The sequence below is a fragment of the Thermobispora bispora DSM 43833 genome (genome assembly GCF_000092645.1).
In the GTDB taxonomy this organism is placed as follows: domain Bacteria; phylum Actinomycetota; class Actinomycetes; order Streptosporangiales; family Streptosporangiaceae; genus Thermobispora; species Thermobispora bispora.
Map to the genome: position 1 here is coordinate 3,066,914 of NC_014165.1, position 25,176 is coordinate 3,092,089.

A 25,176-nucleotide genomic window follows, 5' to 3' on the forward strand; every position below is an offset into this window, starting at 1 on the left:
CAGGCGCCCTTTCCTCATCGGATGCGCGGGGTTCGGTACGTCCATCCAATGTGACGTGCGTCAATGATCGAGCCAACGTCTATGCGCAGCGGAATGAGGTTACATAATTGTGCATATGAACAATGAGCCGCCGATCCCTCCCCCGGGCGTGCGCCGGGTGCTCCTCCAATGCCTCGACGACGTCGACGCGATCGTCGACCGGTGGATACAGCAGGTCCGCTCGATCCCGCCGTACGGGGCCGGGCGGGTGGACGAGGAGGACCTGCGGAACACGGCGCGCCAGGTCCTCGGGCTGCTGCTGCGGTACGTGGCGGGCATGCCCGTCGCCGACGAGCTCGCCGCGGTGTCCCGGCGCGTCGGCGAGCGCAGGGCGCAGCAGGGCGTGCCGCTCGACTCGCTGCTCGACGCGGCCCGGCTCGACTTCCGGGTGCTGTGGGACGCGCTGATCAGCCGGACCCCGGAGCGGGACATGGCCGACCTCGCCGGCGCGGCGCACCGGGTGTGGGAGGTGGTCGAGCGCCACGTCACCGGGATCATGGCGAGCTACCAGCGCACGGTCCTGGAGATGGGCCGGATGCGGCAGGACGAGCGGCGCGCCTGGTTCGCCCGGCTGCTCGACAACAACGGCCGCAACCCCGACGTGGTCCGCGACGCGGGCCGGGTGCTCGGGTTCACCTCCACGGCGCGGTTCATCGCCGCCGTGGCCGACCCCGACTCCGGTGCGGCCCTGCGCCAGGCGGCGGCCGCGCTCACCGCCGCCGGGATCCGCTGCCACCGGCACGAGGCGCCGACGGGGGACATCCTGGTCGCCCAGCTCCCCACCCGGTCCGCCGACCCGGAGGGCGCCGTGCTCCGCGAGCTCGCCGGTGTCGCGTGCGGGGTCTCCCCCGTGGTCACCGGGCTCGCCCGGGTGCCCAAGGCGGTACGGCTGGCCGCCGCGACCACCCGGACCCTCGGCACCGGCGGCCCGGCGGGGCCGCGCCGGCTGGAGGACGCCTGGCTGGAGGTGCTCGCCGCGCACACCCCGGAGATCGCGGCCGAGCTCGCCGAGCGGGTGCTCGCCCCGCTGGAGCGGATCCCCCTCGCCGAGGCGGAGCGGCTGATCGCCACGGTGCACGTCCACGTGTCCGGCTCCGGCTCGATCGGCGACACCGCGGCCGCCCTGTACTGTCACCGCAACACCGTGCAGTACCGGTTCGGGCGGTTCCGCGAGCTGACCGGCCGCGACGTGCGGGTGCCGCAGGACGCCGCCGTGGTCGCCCTCGCCCTGCGGGCGGCCGCCATGGGGTTCGGGGAGTTCACCGGGCCGTTCGCGGAGATGGTGCGCGGCGCGGTGACCGGGGGTGCGGCCGGGCCCGCGCCCCCGGCCGAGCGGCCCCGGTGGGTCTCGCCGCCGGGCGCGCCCAGGCGGGTGGCGGCTCCTCGATCCACAGGGCATGCCGCCGCGCGCCCAGACGGGCAGCGGCTCCTCGATCCACAGGGCACGCCGCGCGCCTAAGCGGGCAGCGGCTCCTCGATCGACAGGGACAGGCCGCCGAAGGTGACGGTGAGGAAGGCGTGCTTGGGCAGGCCCAGCTCGCTGAGCTCCTTGGCGATGGGGTGGTTGCCGAGCCGGATCAGCGCGCCGCCGGGGCGCAAGCGGACCCCGCGCACACGGAACGACCAGGGGACCCGGCGGGTGACCCCGTCGAGGTGGGTGAAGGCGACCGGCGCGGTCAGCCAGGGCCATCCGATGGGCGGGTCCGGCACCGGGATCCCGGGGCGGACGAGCATGTCGAGGACGAGCCGGCCGTCCTTCTTGAGCACGCAGCGCTTGTACGGGCCGCTCAGCCGCAGGTCGATGGTGGCGAGCTCCTTGGGGAACCCCCAGATCGCCCGCCCGGCCTCGAAGGTGAACTCCTCGTCGACCGGCATCCAGTGGACGATCGCGCCCGCCGAGCGCAGGTCGCGCAGCACGCTGAGCGCGCCGCGCCGGCCCGATCCGCCGCCGGGCGGACGGGCGAGGAAGGCCATCGCGAACTCGTGGTAGGCGCCCAGGTCGCCGTCACGGTACTGGGCGAAGGCGAGCGTGCAGACCGCCCGGCCGGGCAGTACCTCGACCGCGTCGAGACCGGAGTAGGCGAGCACGGCGCGGGCCGCCTCGGCGCGCACCAGGTACACGGCGGCGCACGCCGTCGCATCGCGGATCCGCACCGGTGTCCCGACCCGGCGCCCCCGGATGAGATGGCTCGTCATAGGTCCAGTACAGCAACGGACGCGGCATGAACGCACTGGGCCACACCGGCGGGTTCGCCTCCCGCAGGGCGGACCGTACCCGCACGGCGGGCCGTTCCAATCACCGCGGCCTCAGCGGCGGACGTATGCGTAGCAATAGTTGGACTTGCCTTTGAACCGGTGGAAGGCGCGCGGGTGCCGGTAGCGCCACCGGCAGCCGGCGTCCAGCTGCGCCTGGGTGAGGCGCATGACCTCCCCGGTCCGCCGCTTGACGCAGTACGCCCCCGGCTGCGGGGACTCCCGGTACTCCACCCAGTCCCAGCCGAGCGACTTGCAGTAGGCCGTGAAGTGCCCGGGCCCGAGCTCGACGAGCCGCGGATACCGGGTCGGCCGCCGGGGCGAAGGCCTGGGCGATGGCGTGGCGGACGGCGTGGGCGTGGCCGATGGAGGAGACGGCGGGGCCGAGGTGGCCCGTGTGGGCCGCGGGGACGGCGCGGCGGTGGAGGGCCTCACCGTTGGCGGTGTGGTGGCCGGCGCCCGGGTCGGGACCGTCTGGGGCACGGTGCCGGGCCGCCGCACGACCGTCGTCACCGACGTCCTGGTGCGGACCGCGGTGGGGCTCGGCCCGGCCGGCGTGACAGCCGCCGACCGGGTGGTGGTGGGAGCCTGTGAGGCGGCCACGGTCGCCGCCATGGCGGCGCGCGGGGAGGTCGACGCCGCGGCGACCCGCTGCGCCTGCCCGCCGCCGTTGGGCAGCAGGGCGGCGGCGAGGGCGACCCCACCGGCGGAGACGAGCACCGCCGCGCCCGCGGCGACCGCGCCCCTGCGCCACGGGCTCACCGGCCGGGTGGTGAGATGCGGAGCGGCCGGTGGTTCGGTCGGCGGGCCGTCCGCCGGGTCGCCGGTCCGCCGCGCGGCCGGATCGCCGGTCCGCCGCACCGGTGGACCGTCGGCCGGATCGCCGGTCCACAGCACCGGCAAGCCATCGGCCGGATCATCGGCCCGCCGCGCCGGCGGCTCCGCCTCGTCGCCCGCCGGCGGGATGGGAGACGGCCGGCCGCCATCGGTCCCGGCGCGCTCCAGGTGCGGGACCGGGGTGGTGCCGCCGACCAGGCGGTCGAGGACGTGGCGCGCCGACGGCCGCTCGCCGGGCTCTTTGGCGAGGCAGGCGGCGAGCAGGTCCCGCAGCGGCGGCCCGATCCCGCCGAGGTCGGGCTCCCCGTGGAGGATCCGGTTCATGATCGCGGGAATCGAGTCCTGGCCGAACGGCGGGCGGCCGGTGGCCGCGAAGACCATGGTGGCCGCCCAGGCGAAGACGTCGACGCTGAAGCCGAGCGTCCCCCCGATGAGCTGCTCGGGCGCCATGTAGGCGGGCGTGCCGATGATCTGGCTCGCCACGGTGCTCACCCCGGCGAGCGCCTTGGCGATGCCGAAGTCGATGACCCGCGGGCCGTCGGAGCCGATGATGACGTTCTGCGGCTTGAGATCGCGGTGGACGATCCCGGCGTCGTGCAGGGCGACCAGGGCGGTGGCCGTGGCCACGGCCAGCCGTTCCAGGGCGCTGCCCGTGCGCGGCCCCTCCGCGGTCACCACCTGCTGGAGCGACGGGCCGGGCACGTACTCGCTGACGATGTACGGCCGGGTGCCGTACATGCCGTAGTCGAGGACCTGCGCGGTACAGAACCTCGCCACCCGCTTGGCCGCCTCGAGCTCCCGGGCGAAATGCGCGTGGACCGTCTCGTCGCGCCCGATCGGGGCGTGGAAGAGCTTGATCGCCACCGGCTCGTCGGCCGGGGACCGGGCGAGGTAAACGACCCCCTGTCCCCCTTCGCCGATCCGCGCGGTGATGCGGTATTCGCCGAGCCGATCGGGGTCTCCCGGCTCGAGCGGCTGTGTCACGGGCATCGATCCTCCGGCGTGGCGGCTCACGAGATGACTTTAGGCTTCAATACCCGCGTGCGCCGCTCACCCGAAGGCTAATTCAGCGTCCAGCCAAGGCATTTCTCGTCGCTTCTCATGGTTTGCCAGGGTTTCGTGTTCCGGGATTCATGAGAAACTGCTGGCATGACCCATATGCCCGGTAACGGGTCGGCCGAGCACGACCCCGCGTGCGCCGTCGCCCACGGCACGGCGGTGGAGGAGCACACCGACCGCACCCTCGTCGCGGTGTTCGCCTCCCCGGTCGCCGAGTACCTGCTGCGCTACGGCCCGGACCTCGGGTTCCGCTGCCTCCTGCTGGAGCCCGATCCGGAGCGCGCCGCCCGGGCCGGCGGGTCCGCCCCGGTGGCCACCCGGCTCACCGAACCCCTCGACGAGACCGCCGACGTGGTGGTCACCGACCACCACCGCGAGGAACTCGGTCCGGTGCTGCGCGAGCTGCTCGCCCACCGGTGCCGCTGGATCGGCGTGATGGGCAACCCGCGCCATCCGGCGCCGCACGTCGCCGCCCTCACCAGGCTGGGCGTGCCGCCGGAGGAGATCGCCCGGATCCACCGGCCGATCGGGCTCAACATCGGCTCGCACACCCCGCCGGAGATCGCCATCGCCACGCTCGCCGGGCTGATCGCCGACCGGAACGGCCGGCCGGGCGGCTTCGTCTTCTGAGCCTCCGCCGACCCACGCCGGCGGCCGTCGCGCCGGTGTCTCCCCGCCCGCGACCGGTTCCATGAGCCGTTCGACGCCTGGCTCTACCGGCCGAGGACCCCGGCCCGGGCCCTGTGAGGCGGGTCCTCCACTGGGAACCTCCCTCGGGTCCCTCCGGTCCGGCGGGCTCTCTCCGGCCGCCGGGTCGCTCCTGGCCGGAACCGACGGCATCCCTGCCCGGCGGCCCGGCCCCGGCACCGGCGGGAACCCCCGGTATTTCCACGCCTTTTCCCACCCGGGGCCTTTCACCGGGCGCGCATCCACCGCGGGCGGTGTTCTGCGGCTCCTCGGCACGCCTCCGGCCAGGCTCCATGCCGTTACCCGTGGTTCACGGCTTTGCCGTACTCCTGCTTTTCCGCCATGTCAGGTCGATTTGGCAATTGGCGGCAGATATACCTTTGCCCGGCTTTCGCCGCTGTTTTCGCCGGGTATTCACCGGGCACCCGCCGGTGAACGGCGCACCGAAATCGATCATGAACACCGCCGGGTGATCGGGACGGGAACGGCCGGCCGGCGGGCCGGCCTGGCAAGGAGGGAACGCATGGCCACGGCGCTCGCTACGGCGGCCGCCCGCCGGGCCGGCCCCGGCCTGGCGGTCACCGCCGACGCCGGGCGGATCGCCCGGGCCGCCCACGCCATGGCGGCCCGGTTCCAGCGGGGCGGCAGGCTCCTCACCTTCGGCATCGGGCTGGCCGCCGCCGACGCCGCCCACGTGGCCGTGGAGTTCGCCCACCCGGCCATGGCCGGCAGGCGCGCCCTGCCGGCGATCCCGCTCGCCGCCGACGCCTGCGCGCTCACCGCGTCCGGTGGGAACGGCTCCGGTCCGCTCACCGCGCAGCTCCGGATGCTGGGCCGGCCGCACGACATCGCGCTGGGGATCCTCGGCCCCGGCCGCCCGGACGGCGACGTGCCGGCCGCGCTCGCCGCGGCGCGCGAGATCGGCATGCTCACGGTGGCGCTCGCCACCGGGGAGCACGCCGACCGGGATCCGCGGGAGGACGGCACGGACCCGGCCCGGGCGAGCGCCTCGCCCGGCACCGCCGCGACGCCGCTCGCCGCCCATCTGCTCGCCGCGCGGAGCGGCGATCCGCTCATCGTCCGGGAGATCCACCTCACCATCGCCCACCTGCTGTGGGAGCTGGTGCACGCCTTCATGGAGCAGCCGGACCTGCTCGTGGTGGAGGCGCCCCGATGACCGCGCACCCGGGCGCCGGGCCGGACGCTCCGCCGGGCGCTCCCGGGCTCCACCCCTTCCCCGGCTCCGGCGAGACCGGGCTCGACGGGGCGCTCGCCACGGCGGCCCGGCTCGTCGAGGAGAAGGCCAAGGAGATCATGAGCCTGCGGGAGCGGGTGCTCGAGCGGTTCGCCGACCGGCTGCTCCCCTGCGCCGCCGCGATGGCCGCGGCCTTCCGCGGCGGCGGGCGGCTGTTCGCCTTCGGGACCGGCGGGTGCGGCGCGGACGCCCAGGCCGTGGCCCACCTGTTCCGGAGCGGCGGCCGGGGCCTCCCCGCGCTCCGGCTCCCCACCGACGTCGCGTACGTCACCGCGCTCGGCGGCGGCGCCGGGAGGGTCTTCGCCCGGCAGATCGCGGCCCTCGGCGCACCGGGCGACATCGCGGTGGCCCTGGCGACCTGCGACACCGGTGACGTGGGCGAAGGCCTCGCCGAGGCGAGGCACCGGGGCATGGTCACGGTCGGGATCGCCGGTCCGGGAGGCGAGCGGATGGCCGAGGGCGGCGTCGTCGACCACCTGTTCGTGGTCCCCTCGTCCTCGGTGCACCGCGTCCAGGAGGCGCAGGCCACGATCTGCCACGTGCTGTGGGAGCTGGTCCACCGGGCAATGGGGTGAAGCCGTGGGGCACCGGCCCGGCCGGCGCCTCGGCATGGCCGGGCCGGGGTGCGTGCGGCCGGGCGTCCGCCCGGCGGTGGGATCGCGGTCGCGGCCGGCCGGCCCGGCGATCGGCGGCCGGCGCACGCCGGCGGCCGGGTCTGGGCGCGGCGACGGGCGTGCGCTCCGGCGAGCACCCGCGCCCGCCGGAGTACCGGTGCGCACCCGCGCGGCCTCCCGGCCGTGCGCGTCAGACGGCCGGCTCCGTGACGGCGTCGATCCCACCGGAGCTCGCCCGCCCCATCTCCTCGAGGTAGCCCCGGACCGCGTCCGCCTCCTCCGCGGAGAGCTTGGTGAGCGCGAACCCCACGTGGACGAGGACCCAGTCGCCGATCTCGAGCCCTTCGTCCCGGAGCAGCCCGATGTTGATCCGCCGCCGCTCGCCGCTCACGTCGACCACGGCGAGGTCCGGCTGATCCTCGACGAACCCGACCAGCTCACCGGGGATGCCGAGACACACGGTGCTCCCCCTCCCCCGGCACGGGCGCCTCCCCCGGCGCCGCCGTGCGCCACCCGGGCTCCGCGAAGCGGAGCGACTCGAGGACCAGCTCATCCCCGCCGCTGACCTCGACGTCGGTGGCGCCGCAGTACGCGCAGGCGGCGACCGGGTCGAGCGTCTCCGACCAGCGGCCGCACGCCCGGCAGTCGACCGAGGCGGGCGTGATGACGACGTCGACGGCGGCGCCCGCGGCCGCCGTGCCCTCCGACGCGATGGCGAACGCCTGGCCGAAGGCCTTCTCGGTCACCGCGTGCCGGGCGCCCACCCGTACCCTCGCGCCGGTCACCCGGCGGCCCGCGGCGCGCCGCTCGATCAGGTCGACCAGGCCCTCACAGATCCCGAGCTCGTGCATCCGCTACATCCGGGTCATCTTCACGTAGCGCTTCAGCTCCGGCCACTCCATGGCGGTGATCACGATCACCCCGCAGAGCGCGAGCAGCCCCAATATCCGCAGCTTCCGCATCCCGGTCACTCCTTTCCTCGGCCGTCCATCCGGTGGTCCCCGCCGTCCTGCCGGTCCCCGCCGTCCTCCTGCCCGTCCGGCCGATCGCCGGCCAGGTCCAGCGCGAGCGTCCGCGCCAGGTCCACGGCCGCGTCCACGGCGCCGCGCACCGGCGCGCTCAGCTCGGTGACGAGCTCCTCGCCCGGCGCGCCGGTGGGCACCACCGCGGGTTCGCAGCACAGCACCAGCACCCGCTCGGGCAGCGGGCCGAGCTCCCGCGCGAGCAGCAGGACCCGCACCGGGTCCATGCCGTGGGTGGCCACCGGAACCCCGTCCCCGTCCGGGAGCTCCGGTTCGAGCACGGTGAGGGTTCCCGGTGCCTCACCGCGCCGAGCGGCGTCGATGAAGAGCGCGCCCCGGTAGCCCTGCTGCAGGGCGAAGACGAGGTCCATGCCGCGGATGCCGAAGTCGACCACGTCCACCCCGGGGATCGGCCCGAGGGCGGCGAGCCGCCGCGCCACCTCGACCCCGAACCCGTCGTCGCCGAGGAAGACGTTGCCGATCCCGGCGACGAGGGCCCGGCCGGTGGCCCGCGCACGTTCCACCGGCTCGACCTCGTCGGTCCGGTAGAAGAAGCGGTGGCCGGGCATCCGCGCCTCGCCCAGGTCACGCCCGGGGTCGTCCTCCAGGGTCACCGCGAGCAGGAACTCCCCCGTGTCGTCCTGCTCGATGCCCTCGACGATCGCGATCCGGCCGTCCAGGACCAGGTCGAGCACGTCCCCGCGGGCGCGGGGGCGCAGCCGGACCCTGCTCCCCACGCCGAGCGTGACCCCGTTCACGACCACGGTGGCCGGGCCGGGCGACGCCATGCGCGTCCAGAAGTCCACCCGTCACCTCCCCGGCCCCGCGGCGCGGACGTCCCGGAAGACGCCGTGCAACCGCATGAGCTGCTCAGGGGTGAGCGAGGTGCACCGGTCGAGGATCTCCCGCGCCCGGGGATCACCGGCCCTGATCTCCCGGTGCTCCTCGTCGCTCAGCGCCAGGATGCTCAGGGTGAGCAGCTTGTCGATCTCGGTGGCGTCGAAGAGGTCGCCCGGGCTCTCCGGGGCGACCTTCGGGTGGTCGTAGAGGATGATCGGTGCGGAGAGCATCGTGCTCCGGTCGCCCTCCGCCCCGGCCAGCACCGGCCACAGGCCGATGTTGCGGCAGCGTTCGGCGTGCTCGCGCAGCTCGTCGGGCGGGTCGATCAGCGAGACGAACCGCCCGCCCGCGCTGTAGAGCACGACGTGGGCGGAGACGAGGGTCCGCTTCGCCACCTCGGCGCGGGTCCCCCCGGACCAGGGCGTGGTGTTCGACACCACGGCGGTGAGCCGGTAGAGCCGCGGGGCGAGGCGCTCGGCGCTCACGTCGAGCCGGCAGCCGAGCGCCTCCCACGTGGCCACGGCCGCGCCGACCCGCCGCCCCGCCGCGTCGGTGAGCCACTCCGTCTCCCGGCCGGCCGGGACCGTGGTGTCCTGCCGGTACGGGGACCGGGCGAGCTCGTCGAGGACGAGCCCGGCGGCCGTCACCTCGCGCTCGATCGCCTCCTCCCGGGGCAGGTGCGGCTGCCCGTCCACGATGAGCTCGGGCACGGGCTCCAGGCCCCCGCCGTCGAGCCGGCGGGCGAGGTCCCGCTGGACCACGTGGAGGAACCGCACGCCCACGTCGACGGTGTCGTCCGGCCCGGCCTCGATCAGGCACTGGGTCTGGGTCTGCCACAGGTCGCCCGGGTGCTCCCTGGCGAACGGCTCGGGGTAGACGCCGCCGAGCAGCCAGCGCCGCTGGTTCTTCAGCGCGGACTGCCGGTACGGCCACAGCAGGTAGCCCTCGTACAGCACGGCCCGGGCGATCCGCCGGACCTCGTCACCGACGCGCTCCACCATGGTCACTCACCGCCCGCCCGCAGCAGCGCGTCCACGGTCTCGTCCCAGCTCAGCAGGGTGTGGCGCACCCGGTAGGCGTACAGCCGGTCGAACACCTCCCGGCTCAGCCGCAGCCAGGCGCTGGACGGGAAGTAGCGGTCCATCACGTCCCGCCACACCCGCACCGGCATGCGGTGCTCCGCGCCGGTGCCGTGCGGGATCCGCGCGGCGAGCAGCCTGCCGTCCGCCTCATAGAACACGGTCCCGGTGAAGAGGAACTCCAGCGGGACCTCCCCGTCGGCGAGGCAGTGCAGGTACTTGGTGGCCGCCACGTCGAAGTCGTAGGTGCACGGGACGTCCACGGCGGTGACCGTGCTCCCGGTGAACGGGGGCACCTGGGTGACCGTCTGCGCCCATTCCAGGGCGTGCAGGGTCCTGCCCCACTCCGCGGGCGGGCCGAAGAGCTCGGCGAGCCGTTCCTTCTCCTCCGCCGTGTGGGTACGGCGGGGCGCGGCGATGCGGATCCGGGTGGTGAGGAGCACGGACCGGACGTCGCCGTCCCCGTCGATCCGCAGCAGGAACCGGAGCGTCGGTGAGGCGGCGAACCCCACCGCCTCGGCGCCCTCCACCGTGATCCGCAGCCGTGGCGGGCTGGCCGCCTCGGGCAGGACCGCCGTCATCCCGTTCGCACCTTCTTCCGTGTCGTCTGCTTCGCCGTCTGCTTGCCGATACCGTTCACGTCACCGCACGCCCGCGCCCCGCTCACGGCGGGGAGATGTTCGGCATCCTGCGGTCGATGGGGTTGCGCAGCTCGGGGTTGATCCCGGTGGACCGCTCGGCCGTGGAGCGCCCGTCGGGCAGGTGCCCCGGCTGCATCTCGTAGTGGCCGGGGGCGTTCCCCTCGAGCACGCCCTTGGTGTGGGACGGGTCCTGCGGCCGGGCATCCGGCCGGCCCACCCTGAGGGCCTCGGACGGGCGCGTTCTCCGCTTGAAGATCACGATGTGACCCCTTTCTCGAGCAGGTGCTCGTGCCCCGCCGGCCCGCGCGCCGGCACCGGTTCGGCGATGGCGCGCAGGTCGGCGAAGTACGTCGACAGCCGCCGCCAGACCTCCGATCCGCCGGTGAACCCCCGCCAGCCGGACCTGAGCAGGCCGACGAGCGAGTAGCAGTCGTCGATGGGGAGCAGCCAGTGCTCCCGGGCGCCGCGGACCCGGTTGACCAGCAGGGCCTCCACGTCCTCGGTCAGCCCGGCGAGCACGGGGTTGTCCCGCACGAGCCGGTCCCAGACGTCCTGGTCGCAGTCGGCCTCCACCACGCCGGCCGGGCTGGGGTAGCACACCTCGACGCGCCCGTCGCCCGAGACCTTGCGCAGGAACGCCATCTGGACCGGGATGTTCAGCGCCGCCCAGGTCTCGTCGTCGAGGGCGAAGCCCGTGAGCAGCCAGCGGCGGTCCGGGACCAGGCGGTAGCGGCCGCCCCCGGCCGCCGGGTCGGCGAAGAGCACCGCGCACGCCCGGCATGCGCAGCGCGGCTGGCGCGCGGTCCGATCGAACAGGTGCCGGTGGGCGGCCTCGAGCGGCTCGGCGCACAGCTCGCACCGGATCTCCGGGTCCGGGCGCCCGGTGGCGTCCGGGCCGGGCGCGCCGGCCGGCCGGGCCTCCGCCCGGACGGCCGCCGCCGCGTGCCCGCCCGGCTCCCGCGACCCGTCCACCGCCACCGGCCGGGTACCGCCGTCCGCGGCCCGGCGGCGCAGGCTCTCCACCGGGATGAGCGCCGGCCCGGGCCCCGCCTTCTCGATCTCCACCCGTTCGATCTCCGGCGCCGCGTCCCGCACCGCCTCCTCAACGGCGGCGCGCACCGCGTCCGCGGACGGGCCGCACCCGGCCGCGCGCACCCGCACCCGGGCCGCACCATCGGCCAGGGCGGCGAGCTCCGCGGTCACGCCGAGCCGCCGGGCGGCCCGGCCGACCGCCTCCTCGACCCGGTCCCGCACGCCGAGCGGGTGGAGGTCGTGGAGGAGCAGCAGGCTCCCGACCAGCTCATCGGAGGCGAGCCGTACCGCGAGCTCGTCGCCGCCCTCCGCGCGCACCACGGCGAGGATGCGCGCCAGGCCGTCGCCGTACAGGCCGAGCAGCGCGTTGATCAGCTCGACCACCGTGCCCCTCGCGCCGGGCTCCGGGAGGGAGACCGCCCTTTCGAGCAGCTCCTCGATCCGCCGGGTGCGCTCGTCCATGGTCCCAGGCCCGTCCTAGCCGGAGAGGTTCGCGCCGAGCGTCGGCGAGTGCACCTTCCGCACCACCCGGCCGCCGCCGAGGTACATGTGGACACCGCACGGCAGGCAGGGATCGAAGCTGCGGACCGTGCGCATGATGTCGATCCCCTTGAAGTCCTCCGGCCCGTTCTCCTCGAACAGGTGCATCCCCTGCACCGCGTCCTCGTACGGCCCTGGCGTGCCGTAGACGTCCCGCGGGCTGGCGTTCCACGGCGTCGGCGGGTACGGGTGGTAGTTCGCGATCTTGCCGTCGCGGATCACCATGTGGTGGGAGAGCACGCCCCGCACCGCCTCGTGGAACCCGCAGCCGATGGCCTCGTCGGGCACCTCGAACTCCTGGAACACCTTGGTCCGGCCGGCCCGCACCTCGTCGAGGGCGCGCTCGACGAAGTGGAGGGCGACCGCGGCCGAGTACGCGATGAAGTAGGCGCGCGCCCGGTTGCGCTCGATGGTGTTCGACCACTTTGGAACGTGCCACTCGAAGCTCATCTCCGGGAACGACGCGCTCTTCGGCAGGTTGATCTGCACGCTGTGCCCGGTGGCCCGGACCGTCCCCGTGTCGACGAGCCCGGCGAGCGCGGTGGTCCACAGGCGGGCGAGCGGCCCGCCGCCGGTGTCGAGCGCGAGGTAGTCCCCGGTGCGGGAGTCGTACCAGCGCGGGCTCATCACCCAGCTGTACTTGCCGTTCTCCAGGTCGCGCTTCTGCGGCCGCGGCAGCGTGGTCTGGTTCCACGGATGCCGCTTGTCCACCGGGTTGCCGAGCGGGTCCCGGGTGACGAACGTCTCCTCGTTCTCCCAGTCGTCGTAGTAGGAGCTGCCGAGGAGGATCCGGATCCCCAGGTTGATGTCGACGAGATCGGTGGTGCGCAGCTCGCCGTCGAGCACGATGCCGGGGGTGACGAAGTTGCGCCGCCCCCACTCCCGCATGTTCCGGTAGTCGTAGTCCACGTAGTCCGGGTCCTGGAACGCGCCCCAGCACCCCAGCATGATCCGCCGCCGGCCGACCTCCTCGTACCCGGGCAGCGCCTCGTAGAAGAAGTCGAACAGGTCGTCGTTGAGCGGGACCGCCTTCTTGACGAAGTCGATGACCTTGAGCAGCCGGGCGAGGTAGTCGGTGAACACCTGCGGCGTGGGCACGGTGCCCACCCCACCCGGGTAGAGGGTGGACGGGTGCACGTGCCGCCCCTCCATCAGGCAGCACATCTCCCGGGTGATCCGGCTCATCTGGAGCGACTCCCGGTACATCTCGCCGCTGAACGGGTTGTACGCCCGCATGATGTCGGCGATCGTCCGGTAGCCGTGGATGTGGGCCCGGGGCGCCTCGGTCGTCTCCGCCCTGCGCAGCAGGCTCGGGTTGGTCTGCTTGACCATCTGCTCGCAGTAGTCGACGAAGACGAGGTTGTCCTGGAAGAGGGTATGGTCGAACATGAACTCCGCGGCCTCGCCGAGGTTGATGATCCACTCGGCGAGCGGCGGCGGCTTGATGCCGTACGCCATGTTCTGAGCGTAGATCGAGCAGACCGCGTGGTTGTCGCCGCAGATGCCGCAGATCCGGCTGGTGATGAAGTGCGCGTCCCGCGGGTCCTTGCCGCGCATGAACACGCTGTACCCGCGGAACACCGACGAGGTGCTCTTACACTCGACGACCTCGCGGTTCTTGAAGTCGATCTTGGTATAGATCCCGAGGTTCCCGATGATCCTGGTGATCGGGTCCCAGGACATCTCAACGAGCTCCCGAGCCTCCTCCTTGGCCCGGGCGCGCTCGGTCCGCATGGCCACTTTCGCGTCCCCCTCAGTCCATCCCGGCGCGCCAGCGCGGGTTGTAGCCGCTGGTGAGCTCGGGGCGGTTGTGATGCCACTTGGGCTCTTTGTTCACGGTCCGGTTGGTGATGGAGCGGAGCTTGCGGATCAGCCGCCCGTACCCGATGTTCATCAGCGCCGCGGAGATCGCCCCGCCGGGCGGCTGGTCCATGAACGGCATGAACTTGTCCGGGAAGCCGGGCATGGTGCACCCGATGCAGATGCCGCCCACGTTCGGGCAGCCGCCGATGCCGCCCATCCAGCCGCGCTTGGGGACGTTGCAGTTGACCACCGGACCCCAGCAGCCGATCTTCACCTGGCACTTGGGCGAGTTGTAGTCCATGGCGAAGTCGCCCTGCTCGTAGTAGCCGGCCCGGTCGCACCCCTCGTGCACGGTCTTGCCGAAGAGCCAGGTCGGGCGGAACTGGTCGTCGAGCGGGATCATCGGCGCCCGGCCCGCCGCCTGGTAGAGCAGCCAGGTCAGGGTCTCCATGAAGTTGTCCGGCTGCACCGGGCACCCGGGGACGTTGACGATGGGCAGGCCGCCCTTCGAGCGGAAGTCCCTGCCCAGGTAATCGACCAGCCCCATGCACCCGGTCGGGTTCCCGGCCATGGCGTGGATCCCGCCGTACGTGGCACAGGTGCCCACGGCGACCACGGCCCACGCCTTCGGGGCGAGCCGGTCGATCCACTGGTTCAACGTGATCGGCTGGCCGGTGAGCGGATCGTTGCCCATCGAGGTCCAGTAGCCCTCGCCGTTGATCTGCTCGTTGGGGATCGACCCCTCGACGACGAGGATGAACGGCCCGAGCCGGTCCTCGGCGGCCTGCCGGAAGACGGTCAGGAAGTCCTCCCCCACCTCGGGCGCGAGCACCTTGTTGTGCAGGTGGACCTTGGGCAGGCCGGGAACGAGGCCGAGCACGACGTCCTCGATGCTCGGCAGCGACGACGCGGTCATGGAGACCGTGTCCCCGTCGCAGCTCATGCCCTCCGAGGTCCACAGAATGTGGATCTCGTCGATCGCGGTCTCCGTGGCGGCTGTGGTCACGGCGCGCTTCCCTCCCCCCCATCCGGTCTCGGCGCGGCTGCCCCCGTCCAGCGCCGAATACCGTGCGTGACTGCGCGCTGCAGATAGTGAGCAAATCCGCGGTAGGAAGGTTTCCCGTCCATTTCAGGCGCTAACCGCCCGCCGGACCGCGGGATGGACAGATCTCCCCCATGATCATTTACGCGGTATTGACCGATCGGCCGGCCATTCCGGGAGGTGCCGCCGCGGATCCGGGCACGGCCGAGGCCACGTCACCGTCATGGCGGCCTCCGCGCCGTACCGCCGTGGATCTCGGGTCGCTCGCGGGCCCGGGCGGCGGAACCGTGGCCGTGGCGCCCACGGGCGAGGCCCGCCGCACGCCGCGCACAGGGCCGCGCGCCGCACTCCGCACGCATGGCCGCGCGGGCCACCTCGGCGAGCGCACCCCTGGCGCACCGGTGCGGCCGCTCGCGGCCGGCGCCGCCGCCTTCCGGCACGGCACCGGCGGGTCTCCCCGGTCACCCCTGGTACGGCCGGCCGGCGGTTTCGGAGCGGGTGACGCGGCCGCTTTAGCACGTGACCAAGCACACGGCAAGAGTTCGTATTCCGTCGCCCTGAGGACGGGTATGGCTCTTATGAGGCCATGAGGCCTTAAGGAGGCAAGATGCGTTCCTCAGTGCACCTCGGCCGCATTTTCGGAGTTCCGGTCGGGATCAACTGGAGTGTGCTCGTCATCATCGCGATCCTGGTCTTCGGGCTCGCCTTCGGCCGGTTCCCGTTCGACTACCCGGGCCTGCCGTCCTGGGCGTACCTGCTGGCCGGCGTGGTCGCCGCGCTGCTCTTCCTCGGCTCGCTGCTCGCGCACGAGCTCGCGCACGCGGTGATGGCCAAGCGGCACGGCATCGAGGTGGCGGGCATCACCCTGTGGCTCCTCGGCGGGGTGGCCGAGCTGCGCGGGGAGTCCCGTACCCCGGCCGCCGACTTGAAGATCGCCGGCATCGGCCCGCTGACGAGCATCGCGGCCGGGGTGGTCTTCGGGATCGCGTGGTGGCTGGTCGACTCGTTCGGCGGCCCACCGCTGCTCGCCGGGATGTTCGGCTACCTCGCGGTGGTCAACGTGATCCTCGCGGTCTTCAACCTCATTCCCGCCGCGCCGCTCGACGGCGGGCGCGTGCTGCGCGCCGCGCTGTGGCGGCTGTGGGGTGACCGGGTGCGGGCCGCCGTCGCCGCCGCGCGGGCGGGCCGGGCCTTCGGCTACGGGCTCATCACGCTGGGCTTCATCGAGATCTTCTTCGGCGTGGGCTTCCAAGGGCTGTGGCTGATCCTGCTCGGCCTCTTCCTGGTCCACGCGGCGAGCGCCGAGGAGCAGCAGACCCGGCTCGGGGCGTCGCTGCACGGCGTGCGGGCCGCCGACGTGATGTCGGAGCACCCCATCGTCGCCCACCCGGACGAGACCGTGGCCGAGCTCATCGACCGGCTCGTGCTGCGGCACCGCATGTCCACCTACCCGCTCGTGGACGAGCGGGGCGTCTTCCAGGGCCTGCTGACGCTCAATCGGATCCGGCAGGTGCCCCGGCCCGCGTGGACGACGACGCGGCTGGGGGACATCGCCTGCCCGGCCCCCGAGGTGCCGCAGGCACGGCCGGACGAGCTCTTCACCGACCTGCTCGCCCGGATGAACGGCGCCCCGGACGGGCGGGCCGTGGTGCTCGACGCGGAGCACCGCCTGATCGGCCTGATCACCCCGCGGGACATCAGCCACATGATCCAGACGGTCGACCTGCGCAGCGCCCACCCCTACCACGCGCCGCGCGGCGCCGACCTCACCGGGGCGTTCCCCCCTTCGGGCGACACCGGCCACGACCACCCGAGGGCCGCCTGAGCCCGGCGAAGGCGAACGGGCCGGTCCCGGCCGGACCGGCCCGTTTCCGCTGACCGAGGTATTACCTTTACCGATTCCGGCCGTCCTGTCTCCGGCGGGCACGCTCCCGGCCGGCGGCGCGACGGTCGCGCCCGCCGCCGCATCGGGTCACGATCCCGCCGGTCGCATCCGCCGGGCACGGTAACGCCCGGCTTTACCGGCCGGGCTCCCCGGCGCGCGCCGTGTCGAGCCGGGAGCCGGGGGTACGCGTCTTCTATCCGGTCTTTGGTGACACGGCCTCGGCGGAGGTGAGACCCCGGCGAGGTCATGGACCTGCCGGAGGGGGGAACGGCCATGGCCGAAAATTCGGGGCAGCGGCTCCAGCGGCTCCGGTTCGAACGCGACGCCCTGCCGTACCTCGACCAGATCTACGTGGGCGCGCTCCGGTTGACGGGCAATCCCGCCGATGCCGAAGATCTCGTGCAGGAGGTCTACGCCCGGGCGTTCAGCAACTTCCACCAGTTCGAGGAGGGCACGAACCTCCGCGCCTGGCTCTACCGCATCCTCACGAACACGTACATCAACATCTACCGCAAGCAGCAGCGGCAACCCCACCGGGCGGCGACGGATCAGGTCGAGGACTGGCAGCTCGCCAAGGCCGCCTCCCATGAGTCGAAGGGGCTGCGGTCCGCGGAGACCGAGGCGCTGGACGCGTTCGCCGACTCCCGGGTGAAGCGCGCCCTTGGAGAGCTCCCCGAGGAGTTCCGGATCGCCGTCTACCTCGCCGATGTCGAGGGCTTCTCCTACAAGGAGATCGCCCAGATCATGGACGTCCCGATCGGCACGGTCATGTCCCGGCTGCACCGCGGGCGCAAGCAGCTCCGGCGGAAGCTCGAGGACTACGCCGGCGAGCTCGGGCTGATGCGGTACTCGAGCTCCTGACACCGCAACCGCGCCCGTACGGCCCGGCGGCGGCGCGCACCCCCGGGCGTCGTTCCGCGCGATGGCTCGGCACCCGCTCGTACGGCCGGGCGCCCGCGGCCCGGGGATGATCGGCTCCCTGAGCAGGGCGCGGACGGCCCGGCCCCGCGGTTCGCGGCCGCGGGGCAGCTTTCGATTAGATGTAGAGATTGCGAAATATCACCACATGGCTGGCCGCCGCGGGATAACCTCTGGCCGATTCGGAGCATCCGCGGAGCTGACATCACCAGAGGATCGACGTGGCGAGCGCGTGGGCGGAGCTGCCGACCGGCCGCGTGGTGCGGCTGACCGGTGCCGACGCCGAGGCCATCGCCTTGGCGATCGAGCCTTTGCCCGAGGCGGCACCGGCGATCATCACCTGCCGGCCCCGCCCGGCACGCACCACCGTGGAGCTGGTGACCGCCATCCTGGACGAACTGGAGCGGATCGCCATCGGCCTGTTCCCCGCCTGGCTCCCCGGCGCCACGGGCATCACCGGGACGGGTGGCGCGAACGTCCCCGCGGTCCGCGCGCTCGCGCTCCGGGCTGCGGCCGCCATCCCCCGCTTCGCGCCGTTCCTCGCCGACCTCGCCGAGCGCTCCCTGCGGCGCACCACGGGCGTGCGCAGCCGGTTCGCTCCCGAGGTACGGGCGGGCGGCCTCGCCCGGGTGCTCGCCACCGCCTACCAGCGGCGCGGCGTGGCGATCCTCATGAACGTGCCCGCGCGGCTCTCCCCCGCCGAGGCGGACGTGCTCGCCGCCGCGTGCGACTGGCTCGCCTACCGCGGGGGGTACGGCGTCTGGCTCACCGGCGGCCCGCTCCCCACCGACCGCGTGGAGACCGTCACCATCACGCTCCCCGCCGAGCTCGAGCTGCTCCGCCGTACGCTCCCGCCCACGGAGCACGAAGACGACGCGCTGCCCGTGGTGGGGTATCCGCCGATCGCCGGGCAGCCCCATCCCGCGAGCACGGCCGAGCAGACGCTGGAGCGCGCGCTCGCGGAGTGCCCCTGGGCGGCCGGGCGGGCGTGGAACCAGACCTACCAGTCGGACCCGCTCGTCAACCCCATCCGGATCGACCTGCTGTGGCGCGCGGAACGGCTCGCCGTCGAGATCGACGGCCCCGAGCACGGCCGGCCGCTCCGGCGGGCGGCCGACCAGCAGCGCGACCTCCGGCTGAGCCAGGACGGCTACACCGTGCTCCGGTTCACCAACGACCAAGTCCTCACCGACATCGACAACGTTCTCAACCGGCTGCGGCACACCCTCGAGGCTCGCCGGTCTGGAACGCTCGAAGGAATAGACCATGTCCGACACGACCCTCTCGCTGCGCCAGAGCGCCCTGCTCCTGGTGCTGATGGCCGAGGACCGCGAACTGTCCAACCTCGAGCTCAAGGAGCGCTATGGCGTGACGCTCGACGGCGCTGACCGCAGGCGGCTGAACGACCTCAAGTTCGTCGAGAGCCGCAAGCAGGGCCGCGCCTTCGCCCACGTGCTCACCGATCGCGGCTGGCGCCATGCCGGCGAGATCGTGCAGGGCGGGCTGCCCAGCGCGGGTTCCGGATCGGGTGGCAAGGCGGTCGAGGCGGCGCTCCGGGCGATCGTGGGAAACCTTGGCCGGGGTTTGGAACGCAACAAACTCAGCCTCGCCGACCTCTTCGGCCAGGAGGAGAACCTCGGGCCCACCACGCGCGCGGAGTGCCCGGCCGCGGATGTCACCTCATCAGGCGCGCCGGCGGCACCCCGAGCCTCCGGCAGCGCCTCACCCGCGTCCTCCACCGCCGCGACGGCCACCGATAACGCGCCGGGCGCCGACGCGCCCGGCGGATCGGGCGTGCCGCCGACGGACCAGGACATCGAGGCGCGGATCCGGACCGCCTATCGCGAACTGGTAGGAGGGTCCGCGGCCTGGGTGAGTCTCTCCCGGCTCCGCCCGCTCCTCGGCGGCGACGTGACCAAGGCCCAGGTCGACAGAGTACTGCGCCGGATGAACCGGATGCCCGACGTGCAGATCGTCCCGGAATCGAATCAGAAGGTCCTCACCAAGGAAGACCGCGCGGCCGCCGTGCGCATCGGCAACCAGGCCAAGCACCTCATCCGGATCGGAGCGTGATCGTGGATCGGGAACGGGCCGCCCTGCGGGCGCTCAGGCTGAACTACGCACTGACCTCCGACGATGTCTGGCGCCCGTCACCCTTTCACCTGGAGAACCTGAACCGGGGCGTCGCCGAGACCGTGCTCGCCGGCCTGGCCGAGGCGCGGGAGAGCGCCGACGCGAGCCCGATCGGCGTCGTGATCCAGGGCCAGCGAGGGTCGGGCAAGACCCACCTGCTCGGCTGGGCCCGGCAGCAGGTTCAGGCCTCCGGCGGGTACTTCTTCTTGGTCAGCCTGCTCGACGCCAAGACGTTCTGGGAGAGCGTCCTGCTCTCCGTCCTCGACGGCCTGGCCCGTGAGGGCGCGGACGGCAGACCACAGCTTCAGACCGCCGTGGAGCGCCTCGCCATGCTCGTGGGCGTGCCCCGCATGGAACGGCGGGCCCTGCTCGGGCAGCGGACGCTCAGCCGGGAGACGCTCGACACCTTCATCATGGCCCTGCGCCAGGTGAACCGTCAGGTGGCCGCCGAGACTCAGGACACCGCCCGGGCCCTCGTGCTGCACGCCTCGGACGATCTCGCCGCCCAGGCCGTCGGAGAGGCCTACCTCAGCGCGATCCCGGAGAGCGAGCCCGGGGAGCGCGCCCAATGGGGAATCCGCCCGGTCGAGAAAACACCGCAGGAGCTCGTGCGCGATCTGTCGCGTCTCCTGGCGCTCACCGGCCCGTCCCTCATCGCCGTCGACCAGCTCGACACGCTCGTCGCCCAGTCCGCGCTGTCCACCGATCGCCAAGGCGAGCTGGACTGGCGGTACAAGCTCACCGTCGAGCAGGTGGCCGGCGGCCTGATGACGCTCCGGGAGGTCACCCGCCGCACGCTCACCGTGGTCTCGTGCCTCCCCGCCACCTGGGCGGTGATCAAGAGCGTCGCCACCGACACCGTGCAGGACCGGTTCCGGGAGACGTTCACCCTCACCTCGCTCCCGGATCCGGAGACCGGACGGGCGCTCGTGGAGAAGCGGCTCACCGCGCAGTACCAGGACATCGGGTTCACCCCGCCCTACCCGACCTGGCCGGTCAAGCCGTCCGCCTTCGAGGACGCTCCTGACTTCACCCCCCGGCAGCTCCTCATCACCGTCGACCGGCACATCCGGTCCTGCCTGGAGACCGGCCGGATCACCGAGCTCGAGCGGCTCACCGACGAGCACGCGGACCACTACACCGCTCCGCCCGCGGTATCGGACGAGCGGCTCGCCGCCCTCGACACCCGGTTCGCCGAGCTGCGCGCCGCGGCCCCCGACGCCGCGGCGGCGCTCGACCCGGCGACCGAGGACGCGGTGCTGCCGCGGCTGCTCGCCGACGGGCTGCGTGCGTGGATCATCGAGCAAGGCGCGGCCGGGCGGGAGTTCACCGTCGATCCACCGCCCAGCGCCAAGGCGCCTCTCCACGCCCGCCTGCGGCGGATCCTCGACGAGCAGAACGAGGACGAGCTCCACTGGAGCTTCCGCGGGATCGCCGCCACCCACCACAGCGCCGCCCTGACCCGGCTGCGCAATGCCGCGGTGGCGGCCGGGCTCAGCCCCGACGTCCCCAAGCGGCGGCTGTTCATCCTCCGGAACCGGGGGTGGGCGAAGGGCCAGCGCACCCAGGACGCCCTCTCCGCGCTGGAGCGGGCGCACGGCAAGGTCCTCCCGCTGGAGCTCGAGGACCTGAAGATCATGTCCGCGCTGTCGCAGCTCCTCGCCGCCAACCCGCCGCACCTGGAGGCCTGGCTCGTCGCGCGGAAGCCCACCTCGCAGATCAAGATCTTCGCCGAGGCGCTGCGCGATGCCCTCACCTCGCCTGAGGTTCCCGTCACGCCGTCCGGAACCAGTGAGTGGGAGGCGCAGGCGTCGGCGGCGCCCGCGGCCGTACAACAGCCGACGACCGCGCGGTCCGGTACCGGCGCCCTGCCGCTGGACGGTGCCGCCATACCGCCGACCGAGCCGGTGCCGGGCACTACCACCGCCACTGAACCCGCGGCCGGCACCCGCATGCTCACCGAGCCGGGAACCACCGTTCCCACCGAATCCATGGCCAGCGCCACCGTGCCCGCCGATCCTCGGGTCGAGGCGGGGCCCACCGGGCTGTCTCATACCGGCGGCCTGCTGCAGGACGGCACCGCCGTACCGGTCAGCGATCCCGCGGCCGGTGCCGTGGCGTCGGCCGGGTTCCCTGGTGCGAACGGCTCGGCGCAGTACGGCACCGCCGTACCGCTCGCCGAGCCTGTCACCCACACCGCCGTACCGGCCGGAACAGGTTCGATCGCACCGACGCCCGCTGCGCCGGCGGCCGCCGTCGGCATCCGTCCAGGCGCTCCGGTCCCGTCCACCACCGGCGGGGCCGGTGCCGCCACGGGCGATCCGGTCATCGCCATCGGCGCGTCGGCGATCGACGGCAGGCCCGTCACGATCAACCTGAGCGCGCTGCGGCGGCACACGGCGATCTTCGCCGGGTCCGGGTCGGGGAAGACCGTGCTGATCCGCCGGCTGATCGAGGAGTGCGCCCTCCGCGGGGTCAGCTCGATCGTGCTCGACCCGAACAACGACCTCGCCCGGCTCGGGGACCCGTGGCCGGAGCCGCCGCCGGGCTGGGCGAGGGCGATGCCGCGCTCGCCGCCGAGTACCTCGCCCACACCGACGTGACGATCTGGACCCCGGGCTCGGAGAAGGGGCGCCCGCTGCACTTCCCGCCGCTGCCCGACTTCGCCGCGGTCGCCGACGACCCGGATGAGTTCCAGGAGGCGGTGGACACCGCGGTCGCCGCTCTCATCCCCCGGGCCAAGCTCGACGGGAACGCCAGCAAGGCCCACCTCGGCCGGGCCGTGCTCCGCGAGGCGGTCATCCACTACGCGCGCAACGGCGGCACGGACCTCACCGGCCTGATCCGCCTGCTCGCCGCACTGCCCGATGGGGTGAGCATCATCGACGGCGCCAGCAAGATCGCCGCCGATATCTCCCAGCACCTGCGGGCGGCGATGGTGAGCGATCGGCTGTTCGCGGGCAGCGGTGAGCCGGTCGACCCGGCCACGCTGCTCACCCCGCCGCCCGGGAAACGGGCCCGGGTGTCGGTGATCAGCTTCGTCGGGCTGGAGTCGGACGTCCAGCGGCAGACCTTCGTCAACCAGCTCCAGATGGCGCTGTTCTCCTGGATCAGGCGGCACCCGGCCGGAGACCGGCCGCTGGGCGGCCTGCTCGTGATGGACGAGGCGCAGACCTTCGCGCCGTCGGGGGCGATGACCCCGTGCACGCAGAGCACCCTCACCCTCGCCTCCCAGGCGCGGAAGTACGGCCTCGGCCTCATCTTCGCCACCCAGGCGCCGCGCGGCCTGCACAACCGGATCTCCGGGAACGCGGCGACCCAGTTCATCGGCCTGCTCAGCAGCCCGGCGCAGATCCGGGCCGCCAATGAGCTGGCCATCGCCAAGGGCGGGCGGGGCCTCGCCGACATCGGCCGGCTGCGGCCCGGCGAGTTCTACGCGGCCGTCGACGGCGGCGCGTTCGAGAAGGCGCGCACGCCGTTCTGCCTGAGCCACCATCCGCGCAGCCCGCTCACCAAGGAAGAGGTGGTCGCCCGCGCGGCGGCCGGCCGGGCCGCGTAGGAGCCGGCGGGCCGGTCGCCCCGGTGACCTCTCCCTCCAGGGCACCGCCCCGGCCCTGGAGGGAGCGGCTCACCCGGCCCGGAGCCCGCGCGGGCCCGGCGGGTCGCCTCGGATGACTCCACCTGGTCCGTCGCCCGGCACCGCACGCACCGGCCCTTCTCGCCGGCCGCGGGCGGAGCCCCGGCCACCGGGCGACCGGCCTGGCAGGTCGGCAAGCCCACCCTGAAAGACGGGGGACCGCCTCCGGTGCGGCGGTGCCGTACCGGAGGCGGCCTGGGCGAGGGTCAATCAGTCCACTGGGAGATCACCGGTTCCAGGCCGGCTCGGGGCGGGGGATCAGCTCGCCGTGCAGGTGAGGGAGGAGGAGAGCTGACCGGTGCCCGAGCCGAGGAAGCCGAACGAGGTGGAGCCGCCGGCCGGCACGTTGCCGTTCCAGCTCACGTTCCGGACGGTGACGTTCGAGCCGCTGGTGGACAGGTCACCGTTCCACAGCTGGGTGATGGACTGGCCGCTCGGCAGGGTCCACTGAACGGTCCACCCGTTGATCGGCGAGGAGCCGGTGTTCTTCACGGTCACCTCGGCCTGGAAGCCGCCCGGCCACTGGTTGACCAGCGCGTACGTGGCCTCGCACGCCCTGCCCGCCGGCGGCTGGGACGGCGACGGCGAGGGCGAGACCGGAGGCTGCGACGGCGATGGCGAGGCCGGAGGCGCGGGGGTGGAGCCGTCCAGGCCGAAGAAGCTGATCGCGTAGGCCGCCATTCCCGGATGCGGCAGATCGTGGCCGGCCCCCTGGATGGTCCACGCCTCGACCTCACCGGAGCCGTAGACCCGCCGGACCCAGTTGGGCTGCGGGTACTCGGTGCGGGTGGGGGTCTGGCTGATGCCGAACACGTTCGTCCACTGGTCGACCTGCTCCTGCAGCATGCCGTAGTTGAGCACGTTGTCGTTCGTGCCGTGCCAGGTCATGACCCGCGGCCGGGGCCCGGTGTAGCCGGGGTAGGCGTTGCGGACCAGGTCACCCCACTGCTGGGGCGTCTTGTCCCCGCACCCGGCCGGTCCGAAGCAGCCGTACGGGATCCCGGCGAAGGGGGCGCCGGCCTTGAACACGTCCGGGTAGGTGGCGAGCAGGTTGTTGGTCTCCATCGCGCCGGACGAGAAGCCGGTGGCGAACACCCGCTCCGGGTCGGCGTTGTAACGCTGGAGCACGTACCGGACCATGGAGACGATCGACACGGGGTCGCTGCCCCCGTCGTGGCGCAGCGCCTCGTTCGACCAGACGTCGAAGCAGTTCGTCATCCCGCCGATGCTCTTGTTCGCCTGCGGGTAGATGACGATGAAGCCGTACCGGTCGGCCAGCGACGCGAACTCGGTGCTCTGGTAGAAGCCGGTTGCGGTGCCGTTGCAGCCGTGCATCGCCACCACAACGCCCGGGTTCGGCGCGAGGGCGTTGGGGACGTACAGGTACATCCGGAGGTTGCCCGGGTTAGGGCCGAAGTTGGTCACCTCGGTCAGGGCCGCGGCCGACGCCGCCGGCCCGGGCATCACGAGCGCGAAGAGTGCCGCGAGCAGGGCCGCGGCACGGGTGAGTTTCCAGAACCGCCTCATCCTTCCGCCTTCGCTGGGGGGATCGCGAGAAGCGCCTCATGCATGGGAGGGGACGCGGCGCAGGCGGCGGTACGGACGGGCACGTGCGCCTCGTGCCCGCTCACGCCGGGAAAGCGGTCACCGGCACGGCGTTCCGGCCGGGGTGTCCGGGCCGGATCGGCCGGTGGGCTGCCGCGCCCGTCGCCGTACCTCGGCTTTCCGCCGATGCCGGCGATGTGGTCGCCGCCGGCTCGGTGCCGGCGGGCGGTTTCGCTGGCGGTGCCGCATTTCGGCGAGCCGGATCCTCCCGTCCTCTCTCGTCTTGCCGTCTCTCGTCTCGTCGTCGCGGTGGCG

At 73.3% G+C, this 25,176-nt stretch carries 22 protein-coding genes; 9 read left to right on the top strand and 13 right to left on the bottom strand.

Features of this window, described 5'->3' with window-relative positions; translation table 11 throughout:
* Window positions 1-115 precede the first annotated feature (115 nt).
* Complete coding sequence (locus tag TBIS_RS12945; protein WP_148231526.1) at window positions 116-1,498, top strand: RsbRD N-terminal domain-containing protein; 1,383 nt, start codon at window positions 116-118, stop codon at window positions 1,496-1,498.
* On the opposite strand, the gene TBIS_RS12950 is transcribed toward TBIS_RS12945, so the two are convergent.
* Window positions 1,495-2,235, bottom strand: coding sequence for an acetoacetate decarboxylase family protein (locus TBIS_RS12950; RefSeq protein ID WP_013132848.1), 741 nt, complete (start codon window positions 2,233-2,235; stop codon window positions 1,495-1,497). The genes TBIS_RS12945 and TBIS_RS12950 overlap by 4 nt on opposite strands.
* A 111-nt stretch (window positions 2,236-2,346) precedes the next feature.
* The gene (locus TBIS_RS18260; RefSeq protein ID WP_158306186.1) at window positions 2,347-4,113 is read right to left on the bottom strand and encodes a serine/threonine protein kinase; all 1,767 of its coding nucleotides are present in this window, start codon (window positions 4,111-4,113) and stop codon (window positions 2,347-2,349) included.
* A gap of 165 nt (window positions 4,114-4,278) precedes the next feature.
* Between TBIS_RS18260 and TBIS_RS12960 the strand changes: the two genes are divergently transcribed.
* From TBIS_RS12960 to TBIS_RS12970, 3 genes are all read left to right on the top strand, one after another.
* Window positions 4,279-4,818 carry an XdhC family protein gene (locus tag TBIS_RS12960; protein WP_013132850.1) on the top strand — a complete coding sequence of 180 codons (540 nt, stop codon included), beginning with the start codon at window positions 4,279-4,281 and terminating at the stop codon, window positions 4,816-4,818.
* A 580-nt stretch (window positions 4,819-5,398) separates the two neighbouring features.
* Window positions 5,399-6,052: an SIS domain-containing protein gene (locus TBIS_RS12965; protein ID WP_013132851.1), complete on the top strand. Its 654-nt coding sequence runs from the start codon at window positions 5,399-5,401 to the stop codon at window positions 6,050-6,052.
* On the top strand, window positions 6,049-6,705 hold the full coding sequence (locus TBIS_RS12970; protein ID WP_013132852.1) for a D-sedoheptulose-7-phosphate isomerase: 657 nt from the start codon (window positions 6,049-6,051) through the stop codon (window positions 6,703-6,705). Before TBIS_RS12965 ends, TBIS_RS12970 begins: the two co-directional genes overlap by 4 nt.
* Before the next feature lie 229 nt (window positions 6,706-6,934).
* Here TBIS_RS12970 and TBIS_RS12975 read toward each other — a convergent pair whose 3' ends face one another.
* From TBIS_RS12975 to TBIS_RS13015, 10 genes are all read right to left on the bottom strand, one after another.
* Window positions 6,935-7,204, bottom strand: a complete 270-nt coding sequence (locus TBIS_RS12975) for a HypC/HybG/HupF family hydrogenase formation chaperone (protein WP_013132853.1) — start codon at window positions 7,202-7,204, stop codon at window positions 6,935-6,937.
* Window positions 7,182-7,595 carry a hydrogenase maturation nickel metallochaperone HypA gene (locus tag TBIS_RS12980; RefSeq protein WP_013132854.1) on the bottom strand — a complete coding sequence of 138 codons (414 nt, stop codon included), beginning with the start codon at window positions 7,593-7,595 and terminating at the stop codon, window positions 7,182-7,184. Before TBIS_RS12980 ends, TBIS_RS12975 begins: the two co-directional genes overlap by 23 nt.
* 3 nt (window positions 7,596-7,598) lie before the next feature.
* Window positions 7,599-7,706: a DUF6893 family small protein gene (locus TBIS_RS20250; RefSeq protein ID WP_013132855.1), complete on the bottom strand. Its 108-nt coding sequence runs from the start codon at window positions 7,704-7,706 to the stop codon at window positions 7,599-7,601.
* A gap of 5 nt (window positions 7,707-7,711) precedes the next feature.
* Entirely contained in the window at window positions 7,712-8,572 is an 861-nt protein-coding gene (locus TBIS_RS19375) for a hydrogenase maturation protease (RefSeq protein WP_206771178.1), read from the bottom strand.
* 3 nt (window positions 8,573-8,575) lie between these two features.
* Window positions 8,576-9,607: a hypothetical protein gene (locus TBIS_RS12990; RefSeq protein WP_050760529.1), complete on the bottom strand. Its 1,032-nt coding sequence runs from the start codon at window positions 9,605-9,607 to the stop codon at window positions 8,576-8,578.
* A 2-nt stretch (window positions 9,608-9,609) separates the two neighbouring features.
* Complete coding sequence (locus tag TBIS_RS12995; RefSeq protein WP_013132856.1) at window positions 9,610-10,266, bottom strand: DUF6084 family protein; 657 nt, start codon at window positions 10,264-10,266, stop codon at window positions 9,610-9,612.
* 82 nt (window positions 10,267-10,348) lie between these two features.
* Complete coding sequence (locus TBIS_RS13000) at window positions 10,349-10,585, bottom strand: hypothetical protein (RefSeq protein ID WP_013132857.1); 237 nt, start codon at window positions 10,583-10,585, stop codon at window positions 10,349-10,351.
* Window positions 10,582-11,820 (bottom strand): DUF5947 family protein, encoded by a 1,239-nt coding sequence (locus tag TBIS_RS19545; protein ID WP_013132858.1) that lies wholly within the window; start codon window positions 11,818-11,820, stop codon window positions 10,582-10,584. The genes TBIS_RS13000 and TBIS_RS19545 overlap by 4 nt, the downstream gene beginning before the upstream one ends.
* 15 nt (window positions 11,821-11,835) lie before the next feature.
* Window positions 11,836-13,632 (bottom strand): nickel-dependent hydrogenase large subunit, encoded by a 1,797-nt coding sequence (locus tag TBIS_RS13010; protein WP_041432289.1) that lies wholly within the window; start codon window positions 13,630-13,632, stop codon window positions 11,836-11,838.
* Between the two features lie 19 nt (window positions 13,633-13,651).
* The gene (locus TBIS_RS13015; RefSeq protein ID WP_013132860.1) at window positions 13,652-14,707 is read right to left on the bottom strand and encodes an NADH-quinone oxidoreductase subunit B family protein; all 1,056 of its coding nucleotides are present in this window, start codon (window positions 14,705-14,707) and stop codon (window positions 13,652-13,654) included.
* 643 nt (window positions 14,708-15,350) lie between these two features.
* On the opposite strand from TBIS_RS13015, the gene TBIS_RS13020 reads away from it, so the two are divergent.
* From TBIS_RS13020 to TBIS_RS19910, 5 genes are all read left to right on the top strand, one after another.
* The gene (locus TBIS_RS13020) at window positions 15,351-16,568 is read left to right on the top strand and encodes a site-2 protease family protein (RefSeq protein WP_013132861.1); all 1,218 of its coding nucleotides are present in this window, start codon (window positions 15,351-15,353) and stop codon (window positions 16,566-16,568) included.
* 333 nt (window positions 16,569-16,901) lie between these two features.
* Window positions 16,902-17,489 (top strand): sigma-70 family RNA polymerase sigma factor, encoded by a 588-nt coding sequence (locus TBIS_RS13025; RefSeq protein ID WP_050760530.1) that lies wholly within the window; start codon window positions 16,902-16,904, stop codon window positions 17,487-17,489.
* A 278-nt stretch (window positions 17,490-17,767) separates the two neighbouring features.
* The gene (locus TBIS_RS13030) at window positions 17,768-18,934 is read left to right on the top strand and encodes an endonuclease domain-containing protein (RefSeq protein WP_013132863.1); all 1,167 of its coding nucleotides are present in this window, start codon (window positions 17,768-17,770) and stop codon (window positions 18,932-18,934) included.
* A 681-nt stretch (window positions 18,935-19,615) separates the two neighbouring features.
* Window positions 19,616-22,282 carry a helicase HerA domain-containing protein gene (locus tag TBIS_RS19905; RefSeq protein ID WP_050760531.1) on the top strand — a complete coding sequence of 889 codons (2,667 nt, stop codon included), beginning with the start codon at window positions 19,616-19,618 and terminating at the stop codon, window positions 22,280-22,282.
* Window positions 22,207-23,238 carry an ATP-binding protein gene (locus TBIS_RS19910; protein ID WP_050760532.1) on the top strand — a complete coding sequence of 344 codons (1,032 nt, stop codon included), beginning with the start codon at window positions 22,207-22,209 and terminating at the stop codon, window positions 23,236-23,238. The genes TBIS_RS19905 and TBIS_RS19910 overlap by 76 nt, the downstream gene beginning before the upstream one ends.
* A 336-nt stretch (window positions 23,239-23,574) precedes the next feature.
* Here the strand turns inward: TBIS_RS19910 and TBIS_RS13055 are convergent, their stop codons facing one another.
* The gene (locus TBIS_RS13055; protein ID WP_013132867.1) at window positions 23,575-24,843 is read right to left on the bottom strand and encodes an extracellular catalytic domain type 1 short-chain-length polyhydroxyalkanoate depolymerase; all 1,269 of its coding nucleotides are present in this window, start codon (window positions 24,841-24,843) and stop codon (window positions 23,575-23,577) included.
* Window positions 24,844-25,176: the final 333 nt, after the last annotated feature.